This is a genomic window from Capnocytophaga sp. H2931 (assembly GCF_002302535.1).
In the GTDB taxonomy this organism is placed as follows: Bacteria; Bacteroidota; Bacteroidia; order Flavobacteriales; family Flavobacteriaceae; genus Capnocytophaga; species Capnocytophaga canis.
This window is the reverse complement of record NZ_CP022381.1, coordinates 2172407-2196258: the sequence shown is the minus strand read 5'-3', so window position 1 is coordinate 2196258 and position 23852 is coordinate 2172407. Positions and strand designations below refer to the sequence as shown.

Genomic DNA, 23852 nt, shown 5'->3' with positions numbered 1-23852 from the left:
ATCTGACACCTCCTTACCCCTACTCCATTTCAAAACTGTGGATAATTTTTTGAATACCCTAACTATTTTTGATTGCTTATTTTGTAACTTTGTAGGCTAAAAACATTCAGACACTATGTACTTAATTTTCGATACGGAAACTACAGGTTTACCTAAACGTTGGGACGCTCCCTTTACAGATACCGACAACTGGCCACGTGCTGTGCAAATTGCATGGCAATTACACGACCGAATGGGAAATCTGGTGGAACATCAAGATTTTTTGATTGCTCCTGATGATTTTAACATTCCGTACGATGCTGAAATAGTTCACGGAATTTCCACAGAACTCGCTCAAAGTAAAGGAGTTCCGATTCAGGTTGTTTTTGAAAAATTCAACGATGCTCTGAAAAAATCACAGTATGTAGTAGGGCAAAACATAGGCTTTGATATCAACATTATGGGGGCGGAATTTCTACGTTATGGGGTAGAAAGCCCATTGACCACAATGCCTATTTTGGATACGTGTACTGAAATTACTGCCGAACTATGCAAGATACCTGGAGGACGAGGAGGGCGATTTAAATTACCTACCCTAACAGAATTACACGAATTTTTATTCGGAATCCCCTTTGCTGAAGCCCATAACGCGACGGCCGACGTGGAAGCCACCACACGCTGTTTCTTTGAGTTGATTCGCATCGAGCAAGGATTTTCAAAAGAGTTTATTACGCCAGAGTATGTTTCCGATTTTCAAAAACACAATCCTACTGAAATTCAACCTATTGGGCTTAAACACATCAATTTAAAAGAGGCCTCCGACAAAATCCGTCAATCTCAAAAAACTGAAGGTGGACTTACTGAGCAACAGATAGAAGCCAACATAGCTCTACTCGAAGATGCTCCTTTTGCCCATTTGCACAACCATACGCAATTCTCTGTTTTACAATCTACTACATCCATCTCTGATTTAGTAAAAAAAACCGCTCAAGAGAAAATGCCCGCCGTGGCTTTGACCGATAGCGGAAATATGATGGCTGCTTTTCATTTTGTAAAAGAAGTGGCAGGATATAACAAATCGGCAGAAGCTAAAAACAAACAGGCCATCGAAAATGGCGAACAACCCACTGAAATTACCATAAAACCAATTGTAGGTTGCGAATTTAATGTATGTGAAGACCATTTGGATAAATCACACCAAGATAATGGATATCAAATAGTTATACTCGCAAAAAACAAAAAAGGCTACCATAACTTAGCAAAAATGGCTTCCATAGCCTACACTCAAGGATATTACTATGTACCTCGAATTGATAAGAAAATCGTAGAACAATATAAGAGCGATTTGATGGTACTTTCGGGAGGAATGAACGGAGAGATCTCGTCCAAAGTACTGAATATCGGTCAAAAACAAGCTGAAGATGCTCTTTTGTGGTGGAAAGAACAATTTGGGGAAGATTTTTACATCGAAATCATGCGACATGGTCAGGAAGATGAAAATCGCGTAAACATAACGCTTATCGAACTCGCTAAAAAGCACCATGTAAAGCTCATTGCAACTAATAACACCTTCTATATCAACCAAAAAGATGCAAACGCACACGATATTTTGCTATGTGTAAAAGATAATGAAAAACAGGCAACTCCTATCGGTCGTGGGCGTGGTTATCGGTTTGGGATGCCTAATGAGGAGTATTATTACAAATCGACGGAGGAGATGAAAGCTTTATTTAAAGATTTACCCGAAGCGATTTTAAATATTTCCGAAGTTATCAGCAAGGTGGAACCCTACGGTTTGGGACGAGATGTTCTACTACCTAAATTCGATATTCCTGCTGAATTTACAGTGGAGGACGACCCCGATGGAAAGAAGGGAGAGAACAACTATTTGCGACATCTTACATACGTCGGTGCAGAAAAAAAATACAAGCAAGGCATCACCGACGAAATTCGAGAACGCCTTGATTTTGAATTATCTATTATAGAAAAAACCGGATATCCAGGATATTTTCTTATTGTACAGGACTTCATTGCTGCTGCTCGGAATATGGGAGTATCGGTAGGGCCAGGACGTGGCTCGGCAGCAGGTTCTGCTGTAGCTTACTGCTTAGGAATTACCAACATGGATCCAATTGAATACGACCTCCTCTTTGAGCGTTTTCTGAATCCTGACCGTGTGAGTATGCCTGATATTGATATTGATTTTGAAGATTCGGGTCGCCAACTTGTAATTGACTATGTAATAAATAAATACGGGGCAAACCAAGTAGCTCGAATCATCACCTACGGAACAATGGCCGCTAAATCATCTATCAAAGATACGGCTCGTGTTTTAGCTGTTCCCATTGAAGAATCAAACCGATTGGCTGGTTTAGTACCCGATAAAATGCCTTCGCTCAAAAAGATTTTCAATGCCGATGATAAAACCTTGAAAGAAAAAATACGCTCCGAAGACTTCCCTAAGGTCAACGAACTTAAACAGTTGTTAGAAGGCGATGATTTGAGTAGCCAAACCATCCAACAGGCAAGAGTTTTAGAAGGTTCGGTACGTAATACAGGGGTTCACGCTTGTGGAGTTATCATCACTCCAGATGATATTACTAATTTTGTACCAATTTCATTAGCAAAAGATTCGGATTTATTCGTTACCCAATTCGATAACTCGGTAGTAGAGAGTGCAGGACTTCTGAAAATGGACTTTTTGGGGCTTAGTACACTCACCCTTATCAAAGATACAGTGGAAATCATTAAATTACGTCAAGGAATTGACCTTGATCCTGAGGAGTTTCCACTGGACGATAAAAAAACTTATGAACTTTTCCAACGAGGTGAAACCGTCGGTATTTTTCAATACGAGTCCCTTGGAATGCAAAAATACATGAAGGAGTTGAAGCCTACTGTTTTCGCTGATCTCATTGCGATGAATGCTCTCTATCGACCTGGCCCGTTGGAGTATATCCCGAGTTTCATTCGCCGAAAACATGGTACGGAACCTATTGTGTATGACCTTGAAGCTATGGAGGAATACCTTAAAGAAACATACGGAATCACAGTGTATCAAGAGCAGGTAATGCTCCTTTCTCAGAAATTAGCAGGATTTACCAAAGGTGATGCAGACACTCTGCGTAAGGCAATGGGTAAAAAACAGAAGGACGTACTGGACAAGATGAAACCTAAATTCATCAGTCAGGCTGCCGAAAGAGGACATGACCCCGAAAAATTAGAAAAAATTTGGCGAGATTGGGAGGCCTTTGCAAGTTACGCCTTTAACAAATCACATTCCACATGTTACGCTTGGATTGGCTATCAAACAGCTTTTTTGAAAGCTAACTACCCCGCGGAATTTATGGCGGCCGTACTATCCAATAACATGAATGATATCAAGCAAGTTACTTTCTTTTTAGAAGAATGCAAACGAATGGGAATCAAAGTTTTAAGCCCTGATGTAAACGAATCTTTCTATAAATTTACGGTAAACAAAAACGGAGATATTCGCTTTGGGTTAGGAGCTATCAAAGGAGTAGGAAGAAATGCCGTAGACACCATAGTGGAACATCGTAAAGAAGGAATGTACACATCTATTTTTGATGTAGCAAAACGCGTTGATTATAAAAATATCAATAAAAAAGCCTTTGAGAATATTGCACTTGCAGGAGGTTTTGATTCATTTACGAAAGTACATCGAGCTCAATACTTTCACGCCGAAGCTGATGGAATTCCTTTTTTGGAAAAAGCAATCCGTTTTGGAAGTAAGTACCAAGAAAGTAAGAATTCTGCTCAGATGAGTCTATTCGGAGGCAGTAGCGAAGTAGATGTCCCTGAACCCATAGTTCCCAACTGCGAAACATGGGGTAATTTGGAGCAGCTACGCCGTGAAAAGGAAGTTATCGGGATTTATATTTCGGGGCACCCTTTGGATGAATTTAAACACGTTATTCGGCAATATTGCAACTTATCACTAAATCAACTATCTGATTTAAAACCTTTTGTAAACAGAGAAGTAAATGTTGCTGGAATGATTACGGACGTGAAACACAACACTGCTAAAAACGGAAAAGGTTGGGCTTCATTCATCATGGAAGACTATGATGGTGCGTATGAATTTCGTTTATTCAACGAAGATTATTTAAAATTCCGTAACTATTTGATCCCGTCGACATTTCTGTTTTGCAAATTCAAAGTAGAAGAAGGCTGGGTTAAAAAAGATACCAACGAACGGGGTGAACCACGCATCAAATTCATGGAAATGATTATGATGCAAGATGTTCTACAAAAGATGACAAAAAAAGTAGCTTTCGAATTTGGCGTAAATGATATTTCGGAACATACAGTTCATTTTTTTAAAGAGAATATAGCAAAATTTTCAGGAAACTGCCCTGTCATCTACAGGATAAAATCTGCCGAAGAAAAAATATCCATTAGCATGGACAATCCAAATCAAGGTGTACATATTTCGAACGAATTTTTAGATGCCTTAGACAAGGAAAAAATACGCTATCTACTAAACGAACGAGAACCTAAAAAACTCATCGACACCAAAGAAGATTCTAAAACGGTAGAAACTGAAGAGGAGGAAGAGATTCATGAATCATTAGTTGATGATAATGATTAAAGCGATAAAAAACATAACGAAACTTGTAAGAAAACAACCCTCAGTAGAATACCAGAAAGTAAAATGATTGTACTTATTAAGCATTATATAATTCTAATATGGGGAAAAAAAATAACACACTAAATCCGTAAAAACAAAGTAAAAAAGCTCGTATGGTGTCTCGTCCTGAAAAAAAATGATACAGGATTGAACAAATAAAAGGTTGTATCGTAATCCTTTAACTCACTCTGGTTTTACACACCCTTGCTATAATGCAGATACAGACATCAAAAAACTTACTTGGGCGCCTAAGGCAGATGAACGCAAACGTATTGATTTGATTTATTATAAAGGAAAAGGAATTAAAGTATTAGAAGCTAAACTTTTTGGAACGGATAGTTCTGTTTGTCGGTCGAAGCCTATTAAAGATGATTTTCAGGATACAATTATAAAACCTTTGGGGATATATCCCAGCGACCATAAAGGAGTTTGGATGAAGTTCAAAATCACCCCTTCAAAAAAATCAAGAAGATAAAAAAGTCATTATACTGTTTAGTAACAAAGGATTAAATCTTTAAAAGTTGAGGCAAACACATAAAATTTAAAATAATTTTCTGTACTCAGCATATCTACAAAGACTAATAGTAGTTTGTCATAAATTCAATACCTCAATTAGCATATTTATTTCAGCTAATTGAGGTACCTACTAACTATGAAAACTAAACCTATCTTCTTAACTATATTTTATCAAATCCTGTGTATTTTCTTAACACTTCTGGGATAACTATACCATCTTCAGTTTGGTAATTTTCTAAAATTCCAGCCAATACTCGTGGCAAGGCCAAAGAACTTCCATTGAGGGTATGAGCCAATTTATTTTTGCCTTCACTATCTTTATACCGCAATTTTAATCGGTTGGATTGGAACGTTTCAAAATTAGATACAGAACTGATTTCCAACCATTTTTGTTGTGCTGTGGAATACACCTCAAAATCATACGTCAATGCTGATGTGAAGCCCAAATCACCACCACAAAGACGTAAAATACGATATGGCAACTTCAATTCATTTAAAATTGATTTAACGTGTTCCACCATCATATCCAAGGCTTTATAGGAATTATCAGGGTGTTCTACACGCACAATTTCCACTTTATCGAACTGATGTAAGCGATTCAATCCACGAACATGAGCTCCATAACTTCCTGCCTCGCGGCGGAAACAAGGCGTATAAGCTGTACAACATATAGGCAACTCATTTTCAGATACTAACACATCTCTGAAAAAATTTGTGACAGGCACTTCTGCCGTAGGGATAAGATACAAATCATCTAAACCAACGTGATACATCTGTCCTTCTTTATCAGGCAACTGCCCTGTACCGTATCCCGATGCTTCGTTCACCACATGGGGTACTTGAAACTCTTGGTAACCTGCTTCAGTATTCTTATCTAAGAAATAGGTAATCAACGCACGTTGCAGTTTTGCTCCCTTACCCTTATAGACTGGAAAACCAGCTCCAGTAATTTTCACACCCAATTCAAAGTCTATAATATCGTACTTTTTTGCTAATTCCCAATGTGGCAAAGCTTTATCTCCTAAGTTAGGTACTTCTCCCGCTTGAAAAACTACTTCATTATCAGTATCTGACACTCCAAAGGGCACCAGCTCATTTGGTATATTCGGAATGCGGTACAACAATACATTAAGATTTTCAGAAATTTCATTCAAAGCGTCCGATAAAGTTTTAGATTTATCTTTAAGTTCACCTGTTTTGGCTTTTAGTTCATTCGCTTTTTGGGTGTCTCCTGATTTGAATAAAATTCCGATTTCTTTTGAAATATTATTTGATTCTGCTAATACCTTATCTAATTCGGCTTGGGTTGCACGTCTTTTCTCATCTAAATTGATGATGTCATCAACTAAATGTAAGTCTTTGAAATTTCGCTTTTTAAGTCCGTTTAAAACAACGTCTTTGTTCTCCCTAACAAACGTAAGTTGTAACATATTTCGTATACTTTATATTTTAGATTATTGAACTCACAAAAATACAATAATATTTCACAAAGACAAAGAATAACCTCATTTTTCTAAAAAAATTAAGTCTTATGATTTATTAATCGAAAATCATTTCTAAATTTGCGTATTAAAATATTTGAAATGGAAAACAAAGAATTACAATTCAAAACAAATCTTAATTGCGGAGGATGTGTATCAAAAGTACAGAATGAGTTAGATAACGCTTTAGGGAAAGACCAATGGAGCGTTGATACTGATAATCCTGATAAAATTCTACGTGTGAACAGCGATGTTTCTGCTGAAAAGATTATTGAAATCGTAAAAAGTAAAGGATTTAACATTGAATTTTTGGAGTCATAATCCAAAAAAACATTGTTTTTTCACTGACAGACTTTTTTAGAGCGTTGATGTTTCCTGTTTCGGAAAACATCCAACGCTCTTTCATTAGTCTCCTAAGCATAAATATATCACAGGAGTAATATCATCCTCGTAACCTTCAATTTCAAAACCTTCAAAGAAGATATTGTCGCCAAGTTCTTTGTTTTGCAAACAGTTGTGGATATTCCAAAGCAGTTCCAATGCACCAAAAGAATTATTATCTCCTGATTGAAGTTCTGCAATGATTTCCGCTTGATAAAAACCGTTTTGCTCGTTGTACTGATTAAAAATATTGTCAATCGGCTCAACGAATTCCTCAAATGGTAATAAATCTTTCTCGCTTCTAACCCATGCCTCGTAAATAACTTTCACTTTAGATGTTTTGAACAGGGTTGTAAAGGGGTTAAAATAATCTAAATCTTGTTCGATGTACTCGTTATAAGCCCGAACATCATCCCAAAATTGCATCAGCCCCACGTAATTGATTTTATTGAATGCCCATGCTACGCCATCCAAGGCAGCATGATTTTCAGATGGGACAAAATTTTCGCATACGTTCAATCGATTTACATCTACCACTGGAGGATAAGGAATTGCTTTCGCTTCGAATCGTTCAATGAGAGCTTCTGCCATATTTTGCAATTTATAAAGCATCTCTTCCTCATAGAGCGGTACTAAAGTGAAGAATTGAACTTGGCGTCCAGTAGGAAGTGTTACTAAGGCATTACTACGGTCTTTAGTTTCGCTTCCTATGAGCATCAAACAAGTGAACGGAGTATCAGGTAAAGGTTCTCCTGTTGGAATAGTATGCCCCCAATCTAAAAAAGTTTGTTGTTCAATAGGTAGCCGTGCTAAGGTTTTGAGCCATCTGATCGGCCAAAAATCTTTTTCATCATTTCCGTAAACATTCCAATCGGGAGGAAGGTTAATCATTAATTCGGCATTAGTACTCCCTTCATGATCTTGGGGAACGAGCATATCAAAGGCTCCCATTCCTCCTGTTATTAGGGTGTAGTAATTCCGTTCAGGCGTAGGCTTGATGATGTAAATATCACAGCGAATGTCAGATGAAATAAGTTCAGGGAATACATCATCAATTTGACCTATGTTTTCAGAAATATAATTCTTTAAAGTATCTAACTCATCTTCAGTGTAATAAACAGCAGAAAAGTCATCTGTGGTAGTAAACATTAGGGAATTGAGTTTCTCGTCATAGACAACAAATCCTTCTTCAATATTTTTAGTAGTGGTATAGAGCCACGACCAAATGTTGGGACTAACATAATCTACGTAATAACTTTGGAGCTTATCCGAAAGGGAAATACTGATCAGCTGCCCAAAGTCTTCTTCATTGATGCTATCAAAATCAAAACACAAATATTCTTCGTTTCCTTGCTCATTATGTTGCATCAAAAACGGAATCCAACGTTGGCTAAACAATTGATTTTTGATAATGTCGTCATCAAAAAAATCATCGGACGAAAATGTTAAATCTTGCCAATTTTTCCCATAGTTGTTTACAACAAATGAGAGCCATCGCTTTTGTAGTTCTTCTACTTCTTGAATGGAAATAAAACGTTGTGCATTATTAAGGAAAAAAACATTGTTATCCGTTTGTCCATCAAAAGTTTTATAAAAATAACGTACGTCTTCAGGCAAATTAATGCCCATTCTTTGCTCAAAAGCATCCAATGTTGTATCTGAAGCTCCTTTGCCAAGTACAGAAACTAAAGCAGGTGCTTTTTCTTGAATAAGTGCTATGAATTTTTCGAACAGAAATTCAAATTTCAAAGCTCCTTGTGGAGCAACTTCAGTGGGTTTCAATCCTTTTTGTTCAGCAATTTTGAGAAATTCCAGTAAATCTTTTCCATTACCCTCAGAGGCATGTGAAAGATGTTCTTTCGCTTTCTCTATATTATCTAAAAAGAAATAGGCATAGCCAATGCGATAGTGCCATATTTGGGAAGGTATATCATCTTTGACGTAGTTAAAGACACTCACAGCCTTTTGCAAGTAAGCACGATTCTCTTCAGAGGGCATCAGCCAATAAAAATTATTGTACGCACGGCCTAATTCACTTAAAACTTGCGATGTTTTTTGTTGTACAGGAAGGTTTTCAATAAATTCAATAATGGCGGATACTTTGTTGTCTTTATCCCACTTTTCTATCTTTGCTAAGATTTGTTTTTCAGTCATAAAAGTTATTTTACCAGAAAAATATATTCTAAGCGACAAAAGTAAATCAAAAAGATAGAACCCGAAAATATTTCAAATAAAACTATTGTGGTATTTTATAAAAGTAGTATCTTTGGCTCTCATAATATGATTTGATATAACCATGGAATATAATTTTGACGAAATCAACGACCGCAGTAAGAGCGATGCTCTCAAATTAGAAGCACTTCAACCACGTTGGGGAAGAACGGATTTATTAGCAATGTGGATTGCTGATATGGATTTTAAAACACCTCCTTTTATAGTGAACGCTTTGAAAAAACGGATGGAATGCGAAATTTTTGGATATACGGCTAAACCACAACAATGGTATGACGCTATTATCAATTGGCAACAAAAACGTTTTGGTTGGAATATCAGTCAAGAGATGATTTCTTTCACCCCGGGGGTTGTACCTGCCCTAGCAATGGTTGTACAGGCTTTTACGGAAAAAGGTGACAAAGTCTTGATTCAACAGCCTGTGTACTATCCATTTTCATTGGTAGTGGAGAACAACAACAGAGTTTTGGTAAACAGTCCTTTGGAACTGATTGACGGTCAATACCAGATCAATTTTGATAGATTGGAAAAAGATATCAAAGGATGTAAGGTATTTCTATTCTGTCATCCTCACAATCCAGGAGGTCGAGTTTGGCGACGTGATGATCTGGAACGTGTAGCAGACATTTGTCATAGAAACAATGTGGTACTGGTATCCGATGAAATTCATGCTGATTTAACTTTACCTCCGCATAAACATATCCCATTAGGTAGCGTAAGTGATCAAGCTCGTCAAATGAGTATTACGTTCGCATCACCCAGCAAGGCTTTCAATATGGCAGGATTTACAACCTCCTATGCCGTAATTCAAAATCCTGAATTGCGAGAGAAATTCCAAAGCTATGTAGAAGGAAACATGCTCGGCGACGGAAACGTATTTGCTTATCAAACGGTAATCGCTGCTTACACAGAAGGAGAGGAATGGTTAAACAAGCTATTGAAATATATTCAGAAAAACATTGACTTTGTAGTGGACTATGTGGAAAAGAACATTCCAAAAGTGAAATGTATCGTTCCAGAGGCTTCCTATCTGGTGTTTTTAGACTTCCGAGGGTTGGAAATCTGTCAAGAGAGTTTAGTTCATCTGTGTGTTGATGGAGCTAAATTGGCATTAAACGACGGAGCTATGTACGGCAAAGAAGGTGAAGGATTCATGCGTATTAATTTAGCTTGTCCTCAAAGCATTATTGCTCAAGCACTTCATCAGTTGAAAGATGCTATTGAAAAACAAGAAGAATGTGTTTAAAAAGTAGATCCACAATAATGTTCCACCTGATGTAAATTCCCTTGAGGGTGGAACGCTTTTTCTTGCTATCGTATGAAAATTTTGCACAATTTTCCTATTAGGAATAAGGTTAAGTTAATGGTAATTAAATTAATCCTTAGCTAAATTTTTACCCAGACTCCTTTTTTGAGAAAAGAAAAAATTTGTGTGAAGCCTAATGATTAATGTTTATAGAATGATAAAAAGTAAGATTTACACCTTTGTTCTGTTTTGTTTGTTGCCCTTGTGTAGTTACGCACAGGAAGATGAGGATGACGGAATGATTCAAAGTCCTTCCAAAGTGGATAAAAAAAATAGAGACTATGGAGTGAAATATTTGGAAGACCAATTTTATTTGGGACTAACATACAATATTCTAAGCTCAAAAGCATCAAGAGTAGTCCAACACGGTCTTTCCCATGGCATTCATACGGGTATCATGCGTGACATCCCGCTAAACGAACGTCGCAACGTAGGAATCGCCGTAGGGATGGGGTATGCCTATGATCTGGTATATAGTAACATTGTCGTTTTCAGCGAAAATGGTGTGCGAACCTATCAAATTCCCGACGGGATCAAGTCCTTGAATTTGAACAAAAATAACTTTTCATTACATACATTAGAGATTCCTCTGGAGTTCCGATGGCGAACCTCAACAGCGGAAGATCATAAGTTCTGGCGAATTTACACAGGAATGAAATTTGGTTATGTCCTAAAATCCAAAAGTTTTTACGAGCATAACGAGTTGAGTACTTCCTTCTCTAATCTCGAATTAAAAGGAAAATTTCACACAAAACTCTACGCTGCATTAGGCTACAACGCCGTAAACTTTTACGTGCAATACAGCTTGACTCCCCTGTTCAAAAATGTCAACACCATTGAAGGGACTTCCTTGAAAGCTAATATCCTTCAATTAGGAGTGATGTTCTATATTTTGTAAAAAGGTAAATTTAGAAAAGAATTTCACCTTTTAAAATTCAGTAAGAAAGTCTTAAATTAAGAAAATATACCTAATATGAAAATAATAGCCATGATACCAGCTCGTTACGGAGCAACACGTTTTCCAGGTAAACTCATGAAAGACTTGGGAGGAAAACCTGTAATTGTTCAAACTTTTGAAGCTGTACGTGCCACACAACTCTTTGAAGATGTGTACGTGGTAACCGACGATGACCGCATTGAACAGGCTATTATTGAAGTTGGCGGCAAAGTCATTCGTAGTAAAAGAGAATATCAGAGCGGAAGTGACCGATTAGCTGAGGCTTGTGAGTCTATGAATGTAGATGTAGTGGTAAACATTCAAGGAGACGAACCATTTACAGCTAAAAAAAACTTAGAGATGCTCATTGAGATTTTTAAAAAAGACACTGACAATCAAGTTGATGTAGCTACTTTAATGGAAGAGTTATATGATTTTGAAGATATAAAAAATCCAAACAACGTGAAGGTAGTTACAAACAACTCGGGAGATGCTCTCTATTTTTCGAGAGCTTGTATTCCTTTTCCTCGCGATGAAAAATCGTTAGGTAACTATTTTAAACATATCGGAATTTACGCATATCGCAAACCTGCATTGATACAATTTTCTCAATTGGAAGAGTCAATGTTAGAAACTACAGAAAAATTAGAACAGCTCCGTTATTTAGAAAATGGATTTAAAATTCGTGTAGCCAAAACAGATATCCCTACCATTGGCATCGATACAGAAAGCGACTTGGAAAAAGCTCGAAAAATTTGGAATAGTTTATAAAAACAGAGAAGAAATATTAAATGAAGAAAGGTTACTTAACAGAATGTCAAGTAACCTTTTTTCAAGAAATTAACTATGGAATTTAATTGGGCATCATTCGTACGTAACGGATGTATCCCTTGCCTTCAACCTTGCTTTTCAAACTCTGCGAAGTAAGTTCAAACTCTACATCAGTAGCGTAATATTTTTGGTCTTCCACCGCAGTTTCAAAACGGATTTTGTAGCCTTTATCAATTTTATCATCCTCTATTTCAATCACTTTCACAGCTCGTTGTCCTCCACTAATAGTTTCCCCCGTGATGGCATCGATGGTCTCTCGTTTTCCGTAGAACTTCCACCACTCCGGTAAATCACTATACCACTCTGGATCATCACCCAACACCTGCAAAGTCTTTTCATATTTACCCTCGGGATTCAACAAAGAAACCACAATATAAGCCCCTTCTCCATCGTAATTCGTAAGTTGAATCATACATTTATATTTAGAACTTGGTTGCTGTTTTGTGAATGAAAAAGTCACTAATACAAGTGCTAAAATCCCAATTAATTGTTTGATTTTCATAGTAAATTATTTTAAAAAATTAATATTCAATCCATTTAAGGCCTCATTTTCTTGTGCCAAATCATAAGCCGATTCACCAAAATCTGTGGTTACGGTTTTATCAGCCCCTTTTTCAAGTAAAAAGTTAATTATGTCCAAATTTTTAGCCGTCATAATAGCTTGATGCAATGGAGTAAGCCCTTCTTCATTTTTAGTATCAACGCTCACACTTGCTGAACTCGCCTTTTGTAACAAATCTAAATTCCCTTTCTGAACAGCTAAATGATAGATCGTATTACCATTAGCCTGAAGTTGAGCCATGTCCAATCCTTTTTCAAGCAAAATATCCCATTTTTTCTTAAAATCTTCTTGGTTACGCGGACTATAGCCATCCACCAAATAGTAAACTAAGGAATTTCCTTTATCATCTTTCACATTCACATCAGCTCCCTTACCAATTAAAAAATCAACTACTTCAGCTGAATTTCGGTGAACAGCTAACGTCAAAGCTGACTGTTTATGATTGTTAACGGCATTGATATTTTGCGTTTTATCCGCCAAGAGGGTAACAATGGGGAGTACATTCGAAGAGGCAGCATTCATCAACGGACTTTGACCAGAAGCGTTTGTTTGATTCACATCATTTCCTTTTTCAATAAAATATGACAATACCTCTACATCTCTATGTCTGAACGAAAGTATAAATAGAGGTGTTAAACCCTCTTTATCTTTTTGATTTGGATTAATACCTAAACTTTCAACATACTTGAAAAAAGATATATCGTTTGATTTACCTCGTCCTCCTTCAGCAGCTGCAAAAGCTATGTTTTGTCCCTTTTTATTGACAGCCTTTACATCTATTTTTTTCTTAATCAACTGATTGATAATATCTTGATTACCATAACGAGCCGCATAAAAAATGGAATTATCACCTTTATTATCAACATCTTTCAATGACAAACCTTTTTTGATAAAATAATCAACCTCTTTCAAATCTTTAAGGTGTGGAATCAGCAAGAGCAAAGCTGTAGCCCCATTTTCGTTTCTATCCTTAACATTGGCTCCATATTTTATAAGCATCTCGTAAAATTCAATGGATTTGTTTCCTCTAACAGCTGAAAACAAAAGCGGTGAATACAGATGAGAATCACGAACGTCCGTTTTAGCTCCTTTGTCAAGCAAATATTTAGCTACATCCAAACGATTTTGGAATGCTGCCCAAAAAATGTAAGTACGCTTGTCATGAGTTAGTTTATCAACTTCATTGCCTTTGAGCGAAAGTAAATAAACGATAATCTCAAATGAAGCTCCGTTATTTATAGCCAATGAAGTCGCATCATAAGCTCTTTCATTTAGAGCTACAGGGTCATTACCTTCAGCAATTTTTTGCTTTACCTGTTCCACTGAGGGCTTTGATTTCCAAAAATCCGCACTAAAAAAAACATTATTCTGTGCTGATATACAAGTTGTTATAAACACAAATAAAGATACAAGTTTTTTCTTCATATTAATTCTAATTAAAAACAATTGTGCAAATATAACTATTTAGATTTAATTTAGATAACATAAAGTCACTTTTTTTAAAATATTTTCTGAATATCCAAATTGTTGGTATTTGCAAATTACCAACACAATTCATATCTTTGGCAAAACTTTTAAAATCTATGATAGCAGAAGCATCTTTAATGGGTTTTTTGAGAACCCTTCTGATTGTTTTACTTGTAATTTTAGGACTTCGGATTCTTATTAGGATTCTAATGCCTTTTGTGTTGCGTTATTTTTTTAAGAAAGTAGAAAAAAAGATATATAACCAATTTCAACAAACTCAAAATCAATATCAAAGACAAACCGACAGTCGTCAAACCATTATGAATGACGATGCTCGGTCAAAAGAATCAACTTCGAGAAAGAAAAAAGTAGGAGAATATATTGATTTTGAAGAAATTAAATAATTTAGTTTCGAATCAGAAACATTGCGTCAACACAAAATTTTTGCGTATCAATTCTTCATCCATTCCTTTGTAGTATTCCTTTCGATTAAAATCCATTAAATAAATATATTTTATGTAACGACTCAATTGACAATAAACCAATGATTTATGGTTAAAATCTCCGATTACATACAACGGAATACGCTCGGAATCAATTCCTAATTGTTCGATACAGTAAAGCGTGTAAAACAAAAAATCTTCTGTGGTTTCGTAATAAAATCGATTGAAGTGATAAAGTTTTTTATCTTTAAATACTACAAAATAAAAGGAACTTTGTTCCGTATAGGCATACATAATTTGATAGGAATGCGAAGCATAATGCTTAAGCAACATACGCAAAAGGGAAGATGAAAAGTGGTTGTAGTCCACCATTCCATAGTGTTCAATTAAGATATTATTAATCAGAACATCAGGAACATAGACATTTACGATATCAATAGGAATAATTTTATCAACTTCGATGAATTTTTCTTTTAGCCCAGAGGTGTCAATGCTATATTTCAAATAATTAACAGCTTCTTTTTCGTCAGAAAAAAGAGCTTGTGGAACAAGGGTGTAAGCTGGTGTGTTGTGTAACACCTTGATATTGTTAAAATCCTGCCTTAAATCTTCTTCGGATTGTAAAATAGTATAGACTTGTTTTTCTATTTCCTGATTGCTTTTATTGAAATTTACAGAAAAATTGTAAATTGACTCAACGTAGTTCAACACAGGATTGAAAACACAAAAAGAAAGTCCATCCAAGTTAATTTGAATGGACAATTCTTTAAAATAAGGTTCTAATATATTATTTTCTTGCAGTTTTTGCATCGTATGAAGTTGGCCAGTTACCATTAATTGTGATATCGTCTAATGAACCTACTTTGATTAAATCACCCTTAACTTCTTCTACTGAATTTCTTGCTATTTCAACTTGAACATCATTTTCATCTTGATCCCATAGAACTACTTTCTTAGGCACATACGCCTCAAAAACAGAGGCTTGAACCCCATTTCTATCCAACATAGCTGTATTCATTACGAACTGTTCTTCTTTGCTTTTAGCGTGTGGTACATAACGTAAATTCTTATAGCGATCAGAATTTTTGAACAAGGAATCTTTCACAGCTACATAACCTAAGGTATCAACAACAACACCTTGTTTCAACATGTCAATTTTATAGACTTTGTCGTATTCAACCCAACTTGTGTCACGCTGTGAAGTGATAGTGAATTTAGCTGTTTCGATAAATGAAGTCAATTCATCAAAATTAGCTGCATACTTTCCTTTAACAACTCGGTGAGCTTCCTGTGCATCACGAATGTCTTTGAGTTTGCGGATTACTTCTGTGTAACGCTCTGTTTTAATTTTTTTAAACTGAATAGGACCTGTAACTGATTTGTAAATCATGAAGCAGAAAAATAGACCTACTGCCCAAAGTGCGATTTGTAAAACTTTTTTCATTTTTTAAAATATTATTTTATTCAAATTTCTTGACTGGTTAATGCAAAGCTACAATTTTTTTTTGTTATAAAAAGTTTTTTCGCAAAAAAAATTATATTTTTGAGGTCTATTTTTGACATGTATGGATAAAACAACTTTTTACAACGCCCTTTTAGAGGCTTTTAACCACTCCCCTACCCCTCTACAAAATATTGCTTTACAACAACTTAGTATTTTTTTACTTGACACAAAAACAAACAATAAACTTTTTCTACTAAAAGGTTTTGCGGGTACGGGAAAAACATCCATCACCAATAGTCTGATTCAAAATCTTCCAAAAATTAAACACAGAGCTGTGCTGTTAGCTCCCACAGGACGAGCAGCTAAAGTCATGTCTCATTTCGCAAAACAACAAGCATATACAATTCACAAACATATTTATTACCCCAAAAATCAAAACGGTAGTTTTTCTTATAATTTAAAACCTAATAAGTTCAAAAACACTTTATTCATTGTAGATGAGGCTTCAATGATTGCTGATAATGATGGGCAGTTTTTTGAGCGAAACTCTTTATTAGATGATCTGATGCTATACGTTTATTCGGGGGAAGGTTGTCGATTATTACTGATGGGAGATACAGCTCAGTTGCCTCCCGTAAATTCTCTGTATAGCCCTGCTTTAGATATCCGAAATTTAGAATCTCGCTACCAAAAGGATGTCTCGCATATTGAACTTACAGAAGTAGTCCGACAAGAAAAAAAGTCAGGAATTTTATACAACGCTACTAAGCTAAGAGAGTCGCTAAATCAAACTTTTTATAGCAATTTTGAGTTTCAAACCAAAGGTTTTAAGGACATCATCCGATTAAGAGAAAGTTCTGAAATTCAAGAAGCTATAGAAGACGCTTATAATGACTACGGAACAGAACACACCTCCATCATCGTGCGATCAAATAAACGTGCGGTACTGTACAATAAACAAATTCGAAAGGTAATTTTAAACAACGAGGATGAACTTACGGCAGGTGATTTACTGATGGTTGTCAAAAACAACTACTTTTGGTTAAAAGATTCATCGGAAGTCAGTTTTATTGCCAATGGTGACACTTTGGAAATACTTCGGATTTATGCCTTCCGTGAATATTACGGTTTTCGATTTGCTGAAGTCTCTGTACAACTGATTGATTATCCGAACCAACCTCCATTTGATACTGTCTTACTCTTAAACACTTTGGAATCGGAACAAGCCTCCCTTTCGCACCAAGATAGCCAACGCCTTTACGAGGAAGTACTATTAGACTATGAAGAGGAAACTTCTTCCTACAAAAAGTATCAAAAAGTGAAAGAAAACCCATATTTTAACGCCTTACAGGTAAAATTCTCATATGCAATTACCTGCCACAAAAGCCAAGGTGGACAGTGGAATGTCATTTTTATCGAAAAACCATATCTACCTAATGGTGCCGATGAGGAATACTATCGTTGGTTGTACACAGCATTGACACGTTCCACTAAAAAAGTATATTTACTGAATTTTAAAGATGAGGATTTCAAATCATAACTAATTAACCGCATTTTGAATTATTTAAAGTCAAAAAAAAACGATTTTTTTATCCTTAAAAATTCTCTATTTGAAAAAAAATATCGTTCTTTGCCTTAAATTACGCTGAAAGCGATAAAATTACATAGACTTATGAAAAAAATTACAAGTATTATTAAATTTTTAGTAGTCCCTATGATTATGTTCATTGGGTGCGACAAACCTGAAACTCCGCAACAAGCAGAGGAAATTGACGAAAACGGAATCGTTTTATCTAACGATTTCTACATCAAAGCTAAAGTTGATGGAGAGTGGGTAGTTGTTAAAGGTGACCGATGCACCTACACAATTAACAAGGATGGTAGTATACAAATCGAATCCTATCGTTCGGGAAATGATGCTACTGATAAAACGTTCTCTTTTTCGATAAGTTCAACTACTTTGGGAAATCATAAATTTGGTGATGAAAAAAATGGAGGAACTGGTCTTTACATCGTAAACAAACAACAGTATCTTACCATAGATGACGGAAATGTTGAAATTACAAAATTAGACTCTTCCAAAAACATCATTGAAGGACGCTTTCAGATGAATGTGAAAAAAAATGGAATCGGGGATATGAAAAAAATCACGGAAGGCGTTTTTCGCTGTAAACAAAAATAATCTATACATAATTTTAGTATTATTTTTAAACTTATTTAATATCATAATTTTATTTTAAAATACATATACTTGTACTTATGGTAAAAAAAATATTTTTAACTTTATGTTTGTTAGCAACTATAAACATCCACGCACAACAAATTAACAAACAGAAAGACAATCGATTAGAATGGTTTGAAAAAGCCAAATTAGGGATATTCATTCATTGGGGATACTACGGAGTGAATGGAATTACGGAGTCGTGGTCTATGTATCACAAACGGATTTCACACGCTGATTATTTAGCTCAAGGAAAGGAATTTACTGCTTCAAATTATAATCCTGATGCATGGTTAGACCTTTTTGAAAAAGTAGGTGCTAAATATGTAGTATTAACAACGAAACATCATGATGGTGTAGCTCTATGGGATACGAAATACAGCACATTGAGTACCGTAAAACACGCTGCTGCCAAAAAGGATTTGCTCACACCTTTCGTGAAAGCCGTTCGTAAAAAGAACATGAAATTAGGACTTTACTATTCGTTATGCGATTGGTCACATCCTGATTATAAACCTGTTACTTTTGAGCGTATCAAAACTACAAATAAATTTTATCCACAAAAGGGACAACAAAAATTATCTCCATGGGAACGTTTTGTCAAATTCAACTTCGATCAATTAGAGGAACTAAACGCATACAAACCTGATCTTTATTGGTTTGATGGCGATTGGGAACATAAAGCTGAAGAATGGAAATCAGCTGAAATCAAACAAAGTTTATTGAAATCGAATCCACAAGTAATTGTCAATTCACGACTCAATGAATATGGAGACTACAAAACTCCTGAACAAGGAGTCCCTATCGTTCGTCCTGAAGGAGCGTGGGAATTTTGCATGACAATGAACGACAATTGGGGTTATTTCCCATCGGATACAAACTACAAACCGATTTCACAAATCGTACGTACATTTGTTGAAGTAATTTCCACAGGAGGAAATCTTCTATTGAATATCGGACCAAAACCAGATGGAAGCATCGCTCCCGAACAAGTTGAACGTTTGGAAGCTCTTGGCAAATGGATTCAAAAGCACAAAACTGCAGTATACGACTCCGAAGCAGGACTACCCTACGGGCATTTCTTTGGACCTACCATGCTTAGTCATGACCATAAAAAAATATACTTATGCTTGTTCGACGCACCTAAAAACTACATTCAGTTAAAAGGAATTCAAACTAAAATAAAATCTATTAAGGTTTTAGGAAGTGGAGAAAATCTTTCTTTTGAACGCAACGGAGGGGCTGCCTGGAACAATATCCCAGGAATATTACGAATTTCCGTACCTTCCGAAAATTCTCTTGATCCTTACGTAACTGTTTTAGAAGTAGAATTAGAGGATAAACTCGTTCTCTATCGGGGACATGGAAACGCAGTGGAACTGAATATGTAGTAAAATATTCACAAACAATTTAACTTATTTTAAAAGTAAAAGAGGCTATTCCCAATATGTGGAATGGCCTTCTTGGTATCTATTTGATTTTTCAGCACATACATTTTCTTCTCTGCTTAACTAAATTTACGGAATCCATAGCAACTGACAAGTTTTTTTGTATATTTGCCCTTCACATATAAATGAATATTTACACTGATGAAAAACATACGCAATTTTTGCATTATCGCACACATCGACCACGGAAAAAGTACCCTTGCTGACCGACTTTTGGACTTTACCAAAACCGTTACCGAACGCGAAAAACAAGACCAACTCCTTGATAATATGGATTTAGAGCGTGAACGAGGGATTACCATCAAATCTCACGCTATCCAAATGGAATACGAGTACAAGTGCGAAACTTACATTCTGAATCTTATCGACACCCCTGGTCACGTGGATTTCTCGTACGAAGTGTCGCGTTCTATCGCTGCGTGTGAGGGAGCTTTGCTGATTGTTGATGCTGCACAAAGTATTCAGGCTCAGACTATTTCCAATCTTTATTTGGCTCTGGAAAATGATTTAGAAATTATCCCCATCTTAAATAAAATAGACCTTCCTTCGGCAAATCCTGAGGAAGTAAAAGACGATATTGTTGATTTGCTTGGCTGTGACCCTGATGATATTATCCCTGCTTCTGGGAAAACAGGTTTGGGCGTGGAGCAAATCCTCGAAGCTATCATCGAACGCATTCCTGCCCCAAAAGGCGACCCTGATGCACCGCTTCAAGCACTGATTTTCGATTCGGTGTACAATCCGTTTCGTGGTGTGGAGACTTACTTCCGTGTGATGAATGGAGAAATCCGTAAAGGTCAGAAAATCAAATTTATGTCTACCGGAAAAACGTATGATGCTGACGAAGTAGGGACGCTCAAACTCAATCAAGTAGCCAAGCAATCTGTAAAAACGGGCGATGTGGGTTACCTAATCACTGGGATAAAAGATGCTCGTGAGGTAAAGGTGGGCGATACGATTACTTCGGCAGTAAATGGCTGTTCTGAAATCATTGATGGATTTGAAGACGTAAAACCGATGGTATTTGCTGGAATTTATCCTGTTGATACTGAGGATTATGAGGAACTTCGAGCTTCGATGGAAAAATTACAACTCAATGATGCTTCGCTAGTTTTCACTCCTGAAAGTTCAGCAGCATTGGGCTTTGGCTTCCGTTGTGGTTTTTTAGGAATGTTGCACTTGGAAATCATTCAAGAGCGATTGGAACGCGAGTTTGATATGACGGTAATTACTACCGTTCCGAACGTTAGTTACTTGGCTTACACGAAGAAAGACCCTGAAACGCCTATCGTAGTAAATAATCCGTCCGACCTTCCCGACCCATCGAAATTGGACCGAGTGGAAGAGCCATACATCAAAGCATCGGTGATTACCAAAGCGGATTTTGTGGGGCAAGTGATGTCGCTTTGTATCGAAAAACGCGGACAAATTACCAATCAGACGTACCTTACTCCCGAACGTGTGGAACTAAATTTTGATATGCCACTGGCGGAAATCGTGTTTGATTTTTACGACCGATTAAAAACAGTATCAAAAGGTTATGCTTCATTCGATTATTCACCTATCGGAATGAGAGCTTCTAATTTGGTAAAAGTCGATGTGCTGATTAACGCCAATTCGGTAGACGCCTTATCAGCTTTGATTCACGCCGATAATGCGTATAACATCGGGAAGAAAATGTGTGAAAAGCTCCGCGAACTGATTCCGCGTCAGCAGTTTGACATTCCGATTCAGGCGGCAATTGGGGCGAAAATCATCGCTCGTGAAACTATCAAAGCTCTCCGTAAAGATGTTACCGCCAAGTGTTACGGTGGAGACATCTCACGTAAACGTAAACTCCTTGAAAAACAGAAAAAAGGAAAGAAACGTATGCGACAAATCGGAAACGTAGAAGTACCACAATCAGCGTTTATGGCAGTGTTAAAGTTGAATGATTAGCGGTGAGCCACCGGGCGGGGATTTTTAAAATAAAATTAGAAACAAGAAACGGATTATGCTAAATTTTATACCAGGCTACAGCACAGCTAAAAATGTACTGTCAGGTACAATGGGGTTAATGTTTGGGGCAGGATTAATGTCGATTATTAACTATTCCCAAAGGAGAAAAGAAAAGGAAAAAGTACAGTTTTTGGAGGAAGAAATTCAAGCCTTAAAACTTCATATCAGTCAAATAGATTTCAAAGCGCAAGAAAAAGCCATTATGAAAGTGGGTTTACTTAAACAAATGGCGTGGAAAGATGCTCAACTTCACGATAAAGAATATAAATTTATCGTTGAGTACATTATAAAAAATAAATGTATTGAACCCAACATAAAAATAATGCTGATTGATAATTTACAAGAATCACCTCCTCTTTTAGATTCTGTTTTTGAAACATTATTCAGTTTTTTAAAGAAAGAGAGTAAATTATTTTTTGAAAATGAAGAAGAGAAAATGGGGTTTATTTCCATTCTCGAACAGCTAAAAGAGGTAGATGACAGCATTCATAAAAGTGAAATTCAGTTTATAAAACGTTTAAAAAGCATAAAAGTACCATAGTATTACGGTCAATAAAGAAAAAAACAGATACACCAAATCAGTAATATTGAAGTCGGAAGGTTAAACCGTAATACAGTCGGGCGGGTTATTTATTGACTTAACGAAATCTTATTTTATGTCAGCAGGTAGAGATTTAACTAATTTTGTGAAAGAAAATGGAGGTCAATTAATAAGTAATTTATATACAGATTTAATTCAACCTTCTGCCAAGAATATAGGAAAGACATTGGGTAGTGTTGTAGAACTTATGACACTATTTCAAGTTCCAATGCAATATTTAAATGAAAAAATTAAACTTAAATATACTAAAAGATTAGAAGAGTATGCCAAAAAATTAGAAGGTATTCCAGAAGAAAAAAGATGTGAAGTTAATCCTCAAGTAGGAGTTCCTATAATGGAAAAATTAGGTTATATAACAAATGATGAAATAGCCGATTTATTTACAAATTTGCTAACAAAAGCAAGTTCTGTCGATACTGTTAATTTAGCTCACCCAAGTTTTGTGCAACTGATAGAAAGACTATCTGTTGATGAGGCAAGAATTATAAGATTTCTTGCAGATAAAGACCATATATTGAGTTTGTCAATCAAAATAACAGTTAGTGATAAGGGTGATTTTTTAGAACCAATGAGAAATAAAACTTTAATACCAGATATGATTGGGTTAGATTTTCCTGATAATGAAAATGTTTATTTAGATAATTTGGTTAGTATGGGAATATTAGATATTTCTGAAGGTAAACACATATCAAATGAAGATCTATACAACCCCCTTTTAGAAAAGTATTCTATGCGAAAAGCTGTAGGATTTGGAATTAAAAAGGTAGAATATCCAAAATCATTTTACCAAATAACAAACCTTGGAAAAGCTTTTATAAAAGCGTGTAATAATATTGATAATACTAATGATCAATCCGTTATGCATTTTGAATTTGCTTTATAATTATAATTGGTAATCAGTAACATTAAAAAAAACTAAAAATATGCCAGTAAAGTACAATGTCGTGGGACGCAAAAACCCACAAAAGCCCGAAGAGGCTCCGAAGTTTTATGCCAGTGCCAAAGCCGATGGCGAAATCACCCTAAAGGCAATCGCTAAAGAAATAGCAACGGGTTCGACTACCGTTTCGGATACCGACGTATTGGCAACGCTTAACGAACTTACCAAAGTGCTTATAAAACACCTCTCTAATGGAGAAATCGTCAAATTTGGTGATTTTGGAAGTTTCCAAATAACCATCACCAGCGAGGGTGTGGACGACGAAAAGAAATTTACCGCAGCCAACATCAAAGGAAACAAAATCCAGTTCCGCCCAGGTACTGACCTTAAAGAAATGCTTGCTACCGTAAAATACGAAAAGTACAAAAAATAAATCGCAATCCGTGAGAAACTTAAACAGGTACGCTTCCGCTG

The 23852-nt window shown here is 36.1% G+C and carries 20 protein-coding genes; 14 read left to right on the top strand and 6 right to left on the bottom strand.

From position 1 onward, the window contains the following. Positions 1 to 115: 115 nt before the first annotated feature. Both dnaE and CGC52_RS09315 read left to right on the top strand, forming a co-directional pair. Positions 116 to 4591: a DNA polymerase III subunit alpha gene (gene dnaE, locus CGC52_RS09320; protein WP_095894195.1), complete on the top strand. Its 4476-nt coding sequence runs from the start codon at positions 116 to 118 to the stop codon at positions 4589 to 4591. Between the two features lie 202 nt (positions 4592 to 4793). Beyond that, positions 4794 to 5105 carry a hypothetical protein gene (locus CGC52_RS09315; RefSeq protein ID WP_095894194.1) on the top strand — a complete coding sequence of 104 codons (312 nt, stop codon included), beginning with the start codon at positions 4794 to 4796 and terminating at the stop codon, positions 5103 to 5105. Between the two features lie 202 nt (positions 5106 to 5307). On the opposite strand, the gene serS is transcribed toward CGC52_RS09315, so the two are convergent. Next, complete coding sequence (gene serS, locus CGC52_RS09310) at positions 5308 to 6576, bottom strand: serine--tRNA ligase (protein ID WP_095894193.1); 1269 nt, start codon at positions 6574 to 6576, stop codon at positions 5308 to 5310. A 153-nt stretch (positions 6577 to 6729) separates the two neighbouring features. Between serS and CGC52_RS09305 the strand changes: the two genes are divergently transcribed. Then, on the top strand, positions 6730 to 6948 hold the full coding sequence (locus tag CGC52_RS09305) for a heavy-metal-associated domain-containing protein (RefSeq protein WP_042009945.1): 219 nt from the start codon (positions 6730 to 6732) through the stop codon (positions 6946 to 6948). A gap of 84 nt (positions 6949 to 7032) precedes the next feature. Here CGC52_RS09305 and CGC52_RS09300 read toward each other — a convergent pair whose 3' ends face one another. Next, on the bottom strand, positions 7033 to 9162 hold the full coding sequence (locus tag CGC52_RS09300) for a suppressor of fused domain protein (RefSeq protein ID WP_095894192.1): 2130 nt from the start codon (positions 9160 to 9162) through the stop codon (positions 7033 to 7035). Positions 9163 to 9304: 142 nt separating this feature from the next. On the opposite strand from CGC52_RS09300, the gene CGC52_RS09295 reads away from it, so the two are divergent. The 3 genes from CGC52_RS09295 (at position 9305) to kdsB (ending at position 12254) form a co-directional block, all read left to right on the top strand. Beyond that, complete coding sequence (locus CGC52_RS09295) at positions 9305 to 10486, top strand: MalY/PatB family protein (protein WP_095894191.1); 1182 nt, start codon at positions 9305 to 9307, stop codon at positions 10484 to 10486. A 214-nt stretch (positions 10487 to 10700) separates the two neighbouring features. Further along, the gene (locus tag CGC52_RS09290; protein WP_042009937.1) at positions 10701 to 11444 is read left to right on the top strand and encodes a porin family protein; all 744 of its coding nucleotides are present in this window, start codon (positions 10701 to 10703) and stop codon (positions 11442 to 11444) included. Between the two features lie 75 nt (positions 11445 to 11519). Next, entirely contained in the window at positions 11520 to 12254 is a 735-nt protein-coding gene (kdsB, locus tag CGC52_RS09285) for a 3-deoxy-manno-octulosonate cytidylyltransferase (protein ID WP_042344157.1), read from the top strand. An 82-nt stretch (positions 12255 to 12336) separates the two neighbouring features. On the opposite strand, the gene CGC52_RS09280 is transcribed toward kdsB, so the two are convergent. Both CGC52_RS09280 and CGC52_RS09275 read right to left on the bottom strand, forming a co-directional pair. Then, the gene (locus tag CGC52_RS09280; protein ID WP_042009932.1) at positions 12337 to 12816 is read right to left on the bottom strand and encodes a DUF2271 domain-containing protein; all 480 of its coding nucleotides are present in this window, start codon (positions 12814 to 12816) and stop codon (positions 12337 to 12339) included. 6 nt (positions 12817 to 12822) lie between these two features. Beyond that, positions 12823 to 14301: an ankyrin repeat domain-containing protein gene (locus tag CGC52_RS09275; RefSeq protein ID WP_095894190.1), complete on the bottom strand. Its 1479-nt coding sequence runs from the start codon at positions 14299 to 14301 to the stop codon at positions 12823 to 12825. Positions 14302 to 14459: 158 nt separating this feature from the next. Here CGC52_RS09275 and CGC52_RS09270 point away from each other — a divergent pair, with 158 nt between their 5' ends. Further along, positions 14460 to 14747, top strand: coding sequence for a DUF4834 family protein (locus CGC52_RS09270; RefSeq protein ID WP_042009962.1), 288 nt, complete (start codon positions 14460 to 14462; stop codon positions 14745 to 14747). Positions 14748 to 14759: 12 nt separating this feature from the next. Here the strand turns inward: CGC52_RS09270 and CGC52_RS09265 are convergent, their stop codons facing one another. Together CGC52_RS09265 and CGC52_RS09260 are read right to left on the bottom strand one after the other, a co-directional pair. Then, complete coding sequence (locus tag CGC52_RS09265) at positions 14760 to 15596, bottom strand: DUF3822 family protein (protein WP_095894189.1); 837 nt, start codon at positions 15594 to 15596, stop codon at positions 14760 to 14762. Further along, positions 15574 to 16230 (bottom strand): hypothetical protein, encoded by a 657-nt coding sequence (locus CGC52_RS09260; RefSeq protein WP_042009927.1) that lies wholly within the window; start codon positions 16228 to 16230, stop codon positions 15574 to 15576. Before CGC52_RS09260 ends, CGC52_RS09265 begins: the two co-directional genes overlap by 23 nt. A 121-nt stretch (positions 16231 to 16351) precedes the next feature. Between CGC52_RS09260 and CGC52_RS09255 the strand changes: the two genes are divergently transcribed. From CGC52_RS09255 to CGC52_RS09225, 7 genes are all read left to right on the top strand, one after another. Continuing rightward, a complete protein-coding gene (locus tag CGC52_RS09255) occupies positions 16352 to 17770 on the top strand; it encodes an ATP-dependent RecD-like DNA helicase (RefSeq protein ID WP_095894188.1) in 1419 nt (472 codons plus the stop codon). A gap of 132 nt (positions 17771 to 17902) precedes the next feature. Further along, positions 17903 to 18412 carry a DUF6252 family protein gene (locus tag CGC52_RS09250; protein ID WP_042009923.1) on the top strand — a complete coding sequence of 170 codons (510 nt, stop codon included), beginning with the start codon at positions 17903 to 17905 and terminating at the stop codon, positions 18410 to 18412. A gap of 77 nt (positions 18413 to 18489) precedes the next feature. Next, entirely contained in the window at positions 18490 to 19842 is a 1353-nt protein-coding gene (locus tag CGC52_RS09245; protein ID WP_095894187.1) for an alpha-L-fucosidase, read from the top strand. A 198-nt stretch (positions 19843 to 20040) separates the two neighbouring features. Beyond that, positions 20041 to 21837: a translation elongation factor 4 gene (gene lepA / locus CGC52_RS09240; RefSeq protein ID WP_095894186.1), complete on the top strand. Its 1797-nt coding sequence runs from the start codon at positions 20041 to 20043 to the stop codon at positions 21835 to 21837. A gap of 55 nt (positions 21838 to 21892) precedes the next feature. Then, entirely contained in the window at positions 21893 to 22438 is a 546-nt protein-coding gene (locus CGC52_RS09235; protein ID WP_095894185.1) for a hypothetical protein, read from the top strand. Positions 22439 to 22553: 115 nt separating this feature from the next. After that, positions 22554 to 23381: a DUF4393 domain-containing protein gene (locus CGC52_RS09230; RefSeq protein ID WP_095894184.1), complete on the top strand. Its 828-nt coding sequence runs from the start codon at positions 22554 to 22556 to the stop codon at positions 23379 to 23381. Between the two features lie 40 nt (positions 23382 to 23421). Next, on the top strand, positions 23422 to 23811 hold the full coding sequence (locus tag CGC52_RS09225; RefSeq protein ID WP_041986250.1) for an HU family DNA-binding protein: 390 nt from the start codon (positions 23422 to 23424) through the stop codon (positions 23809 to 23811). Positions 23812 to 23852 lie beyond the last annotated feature (41 nt).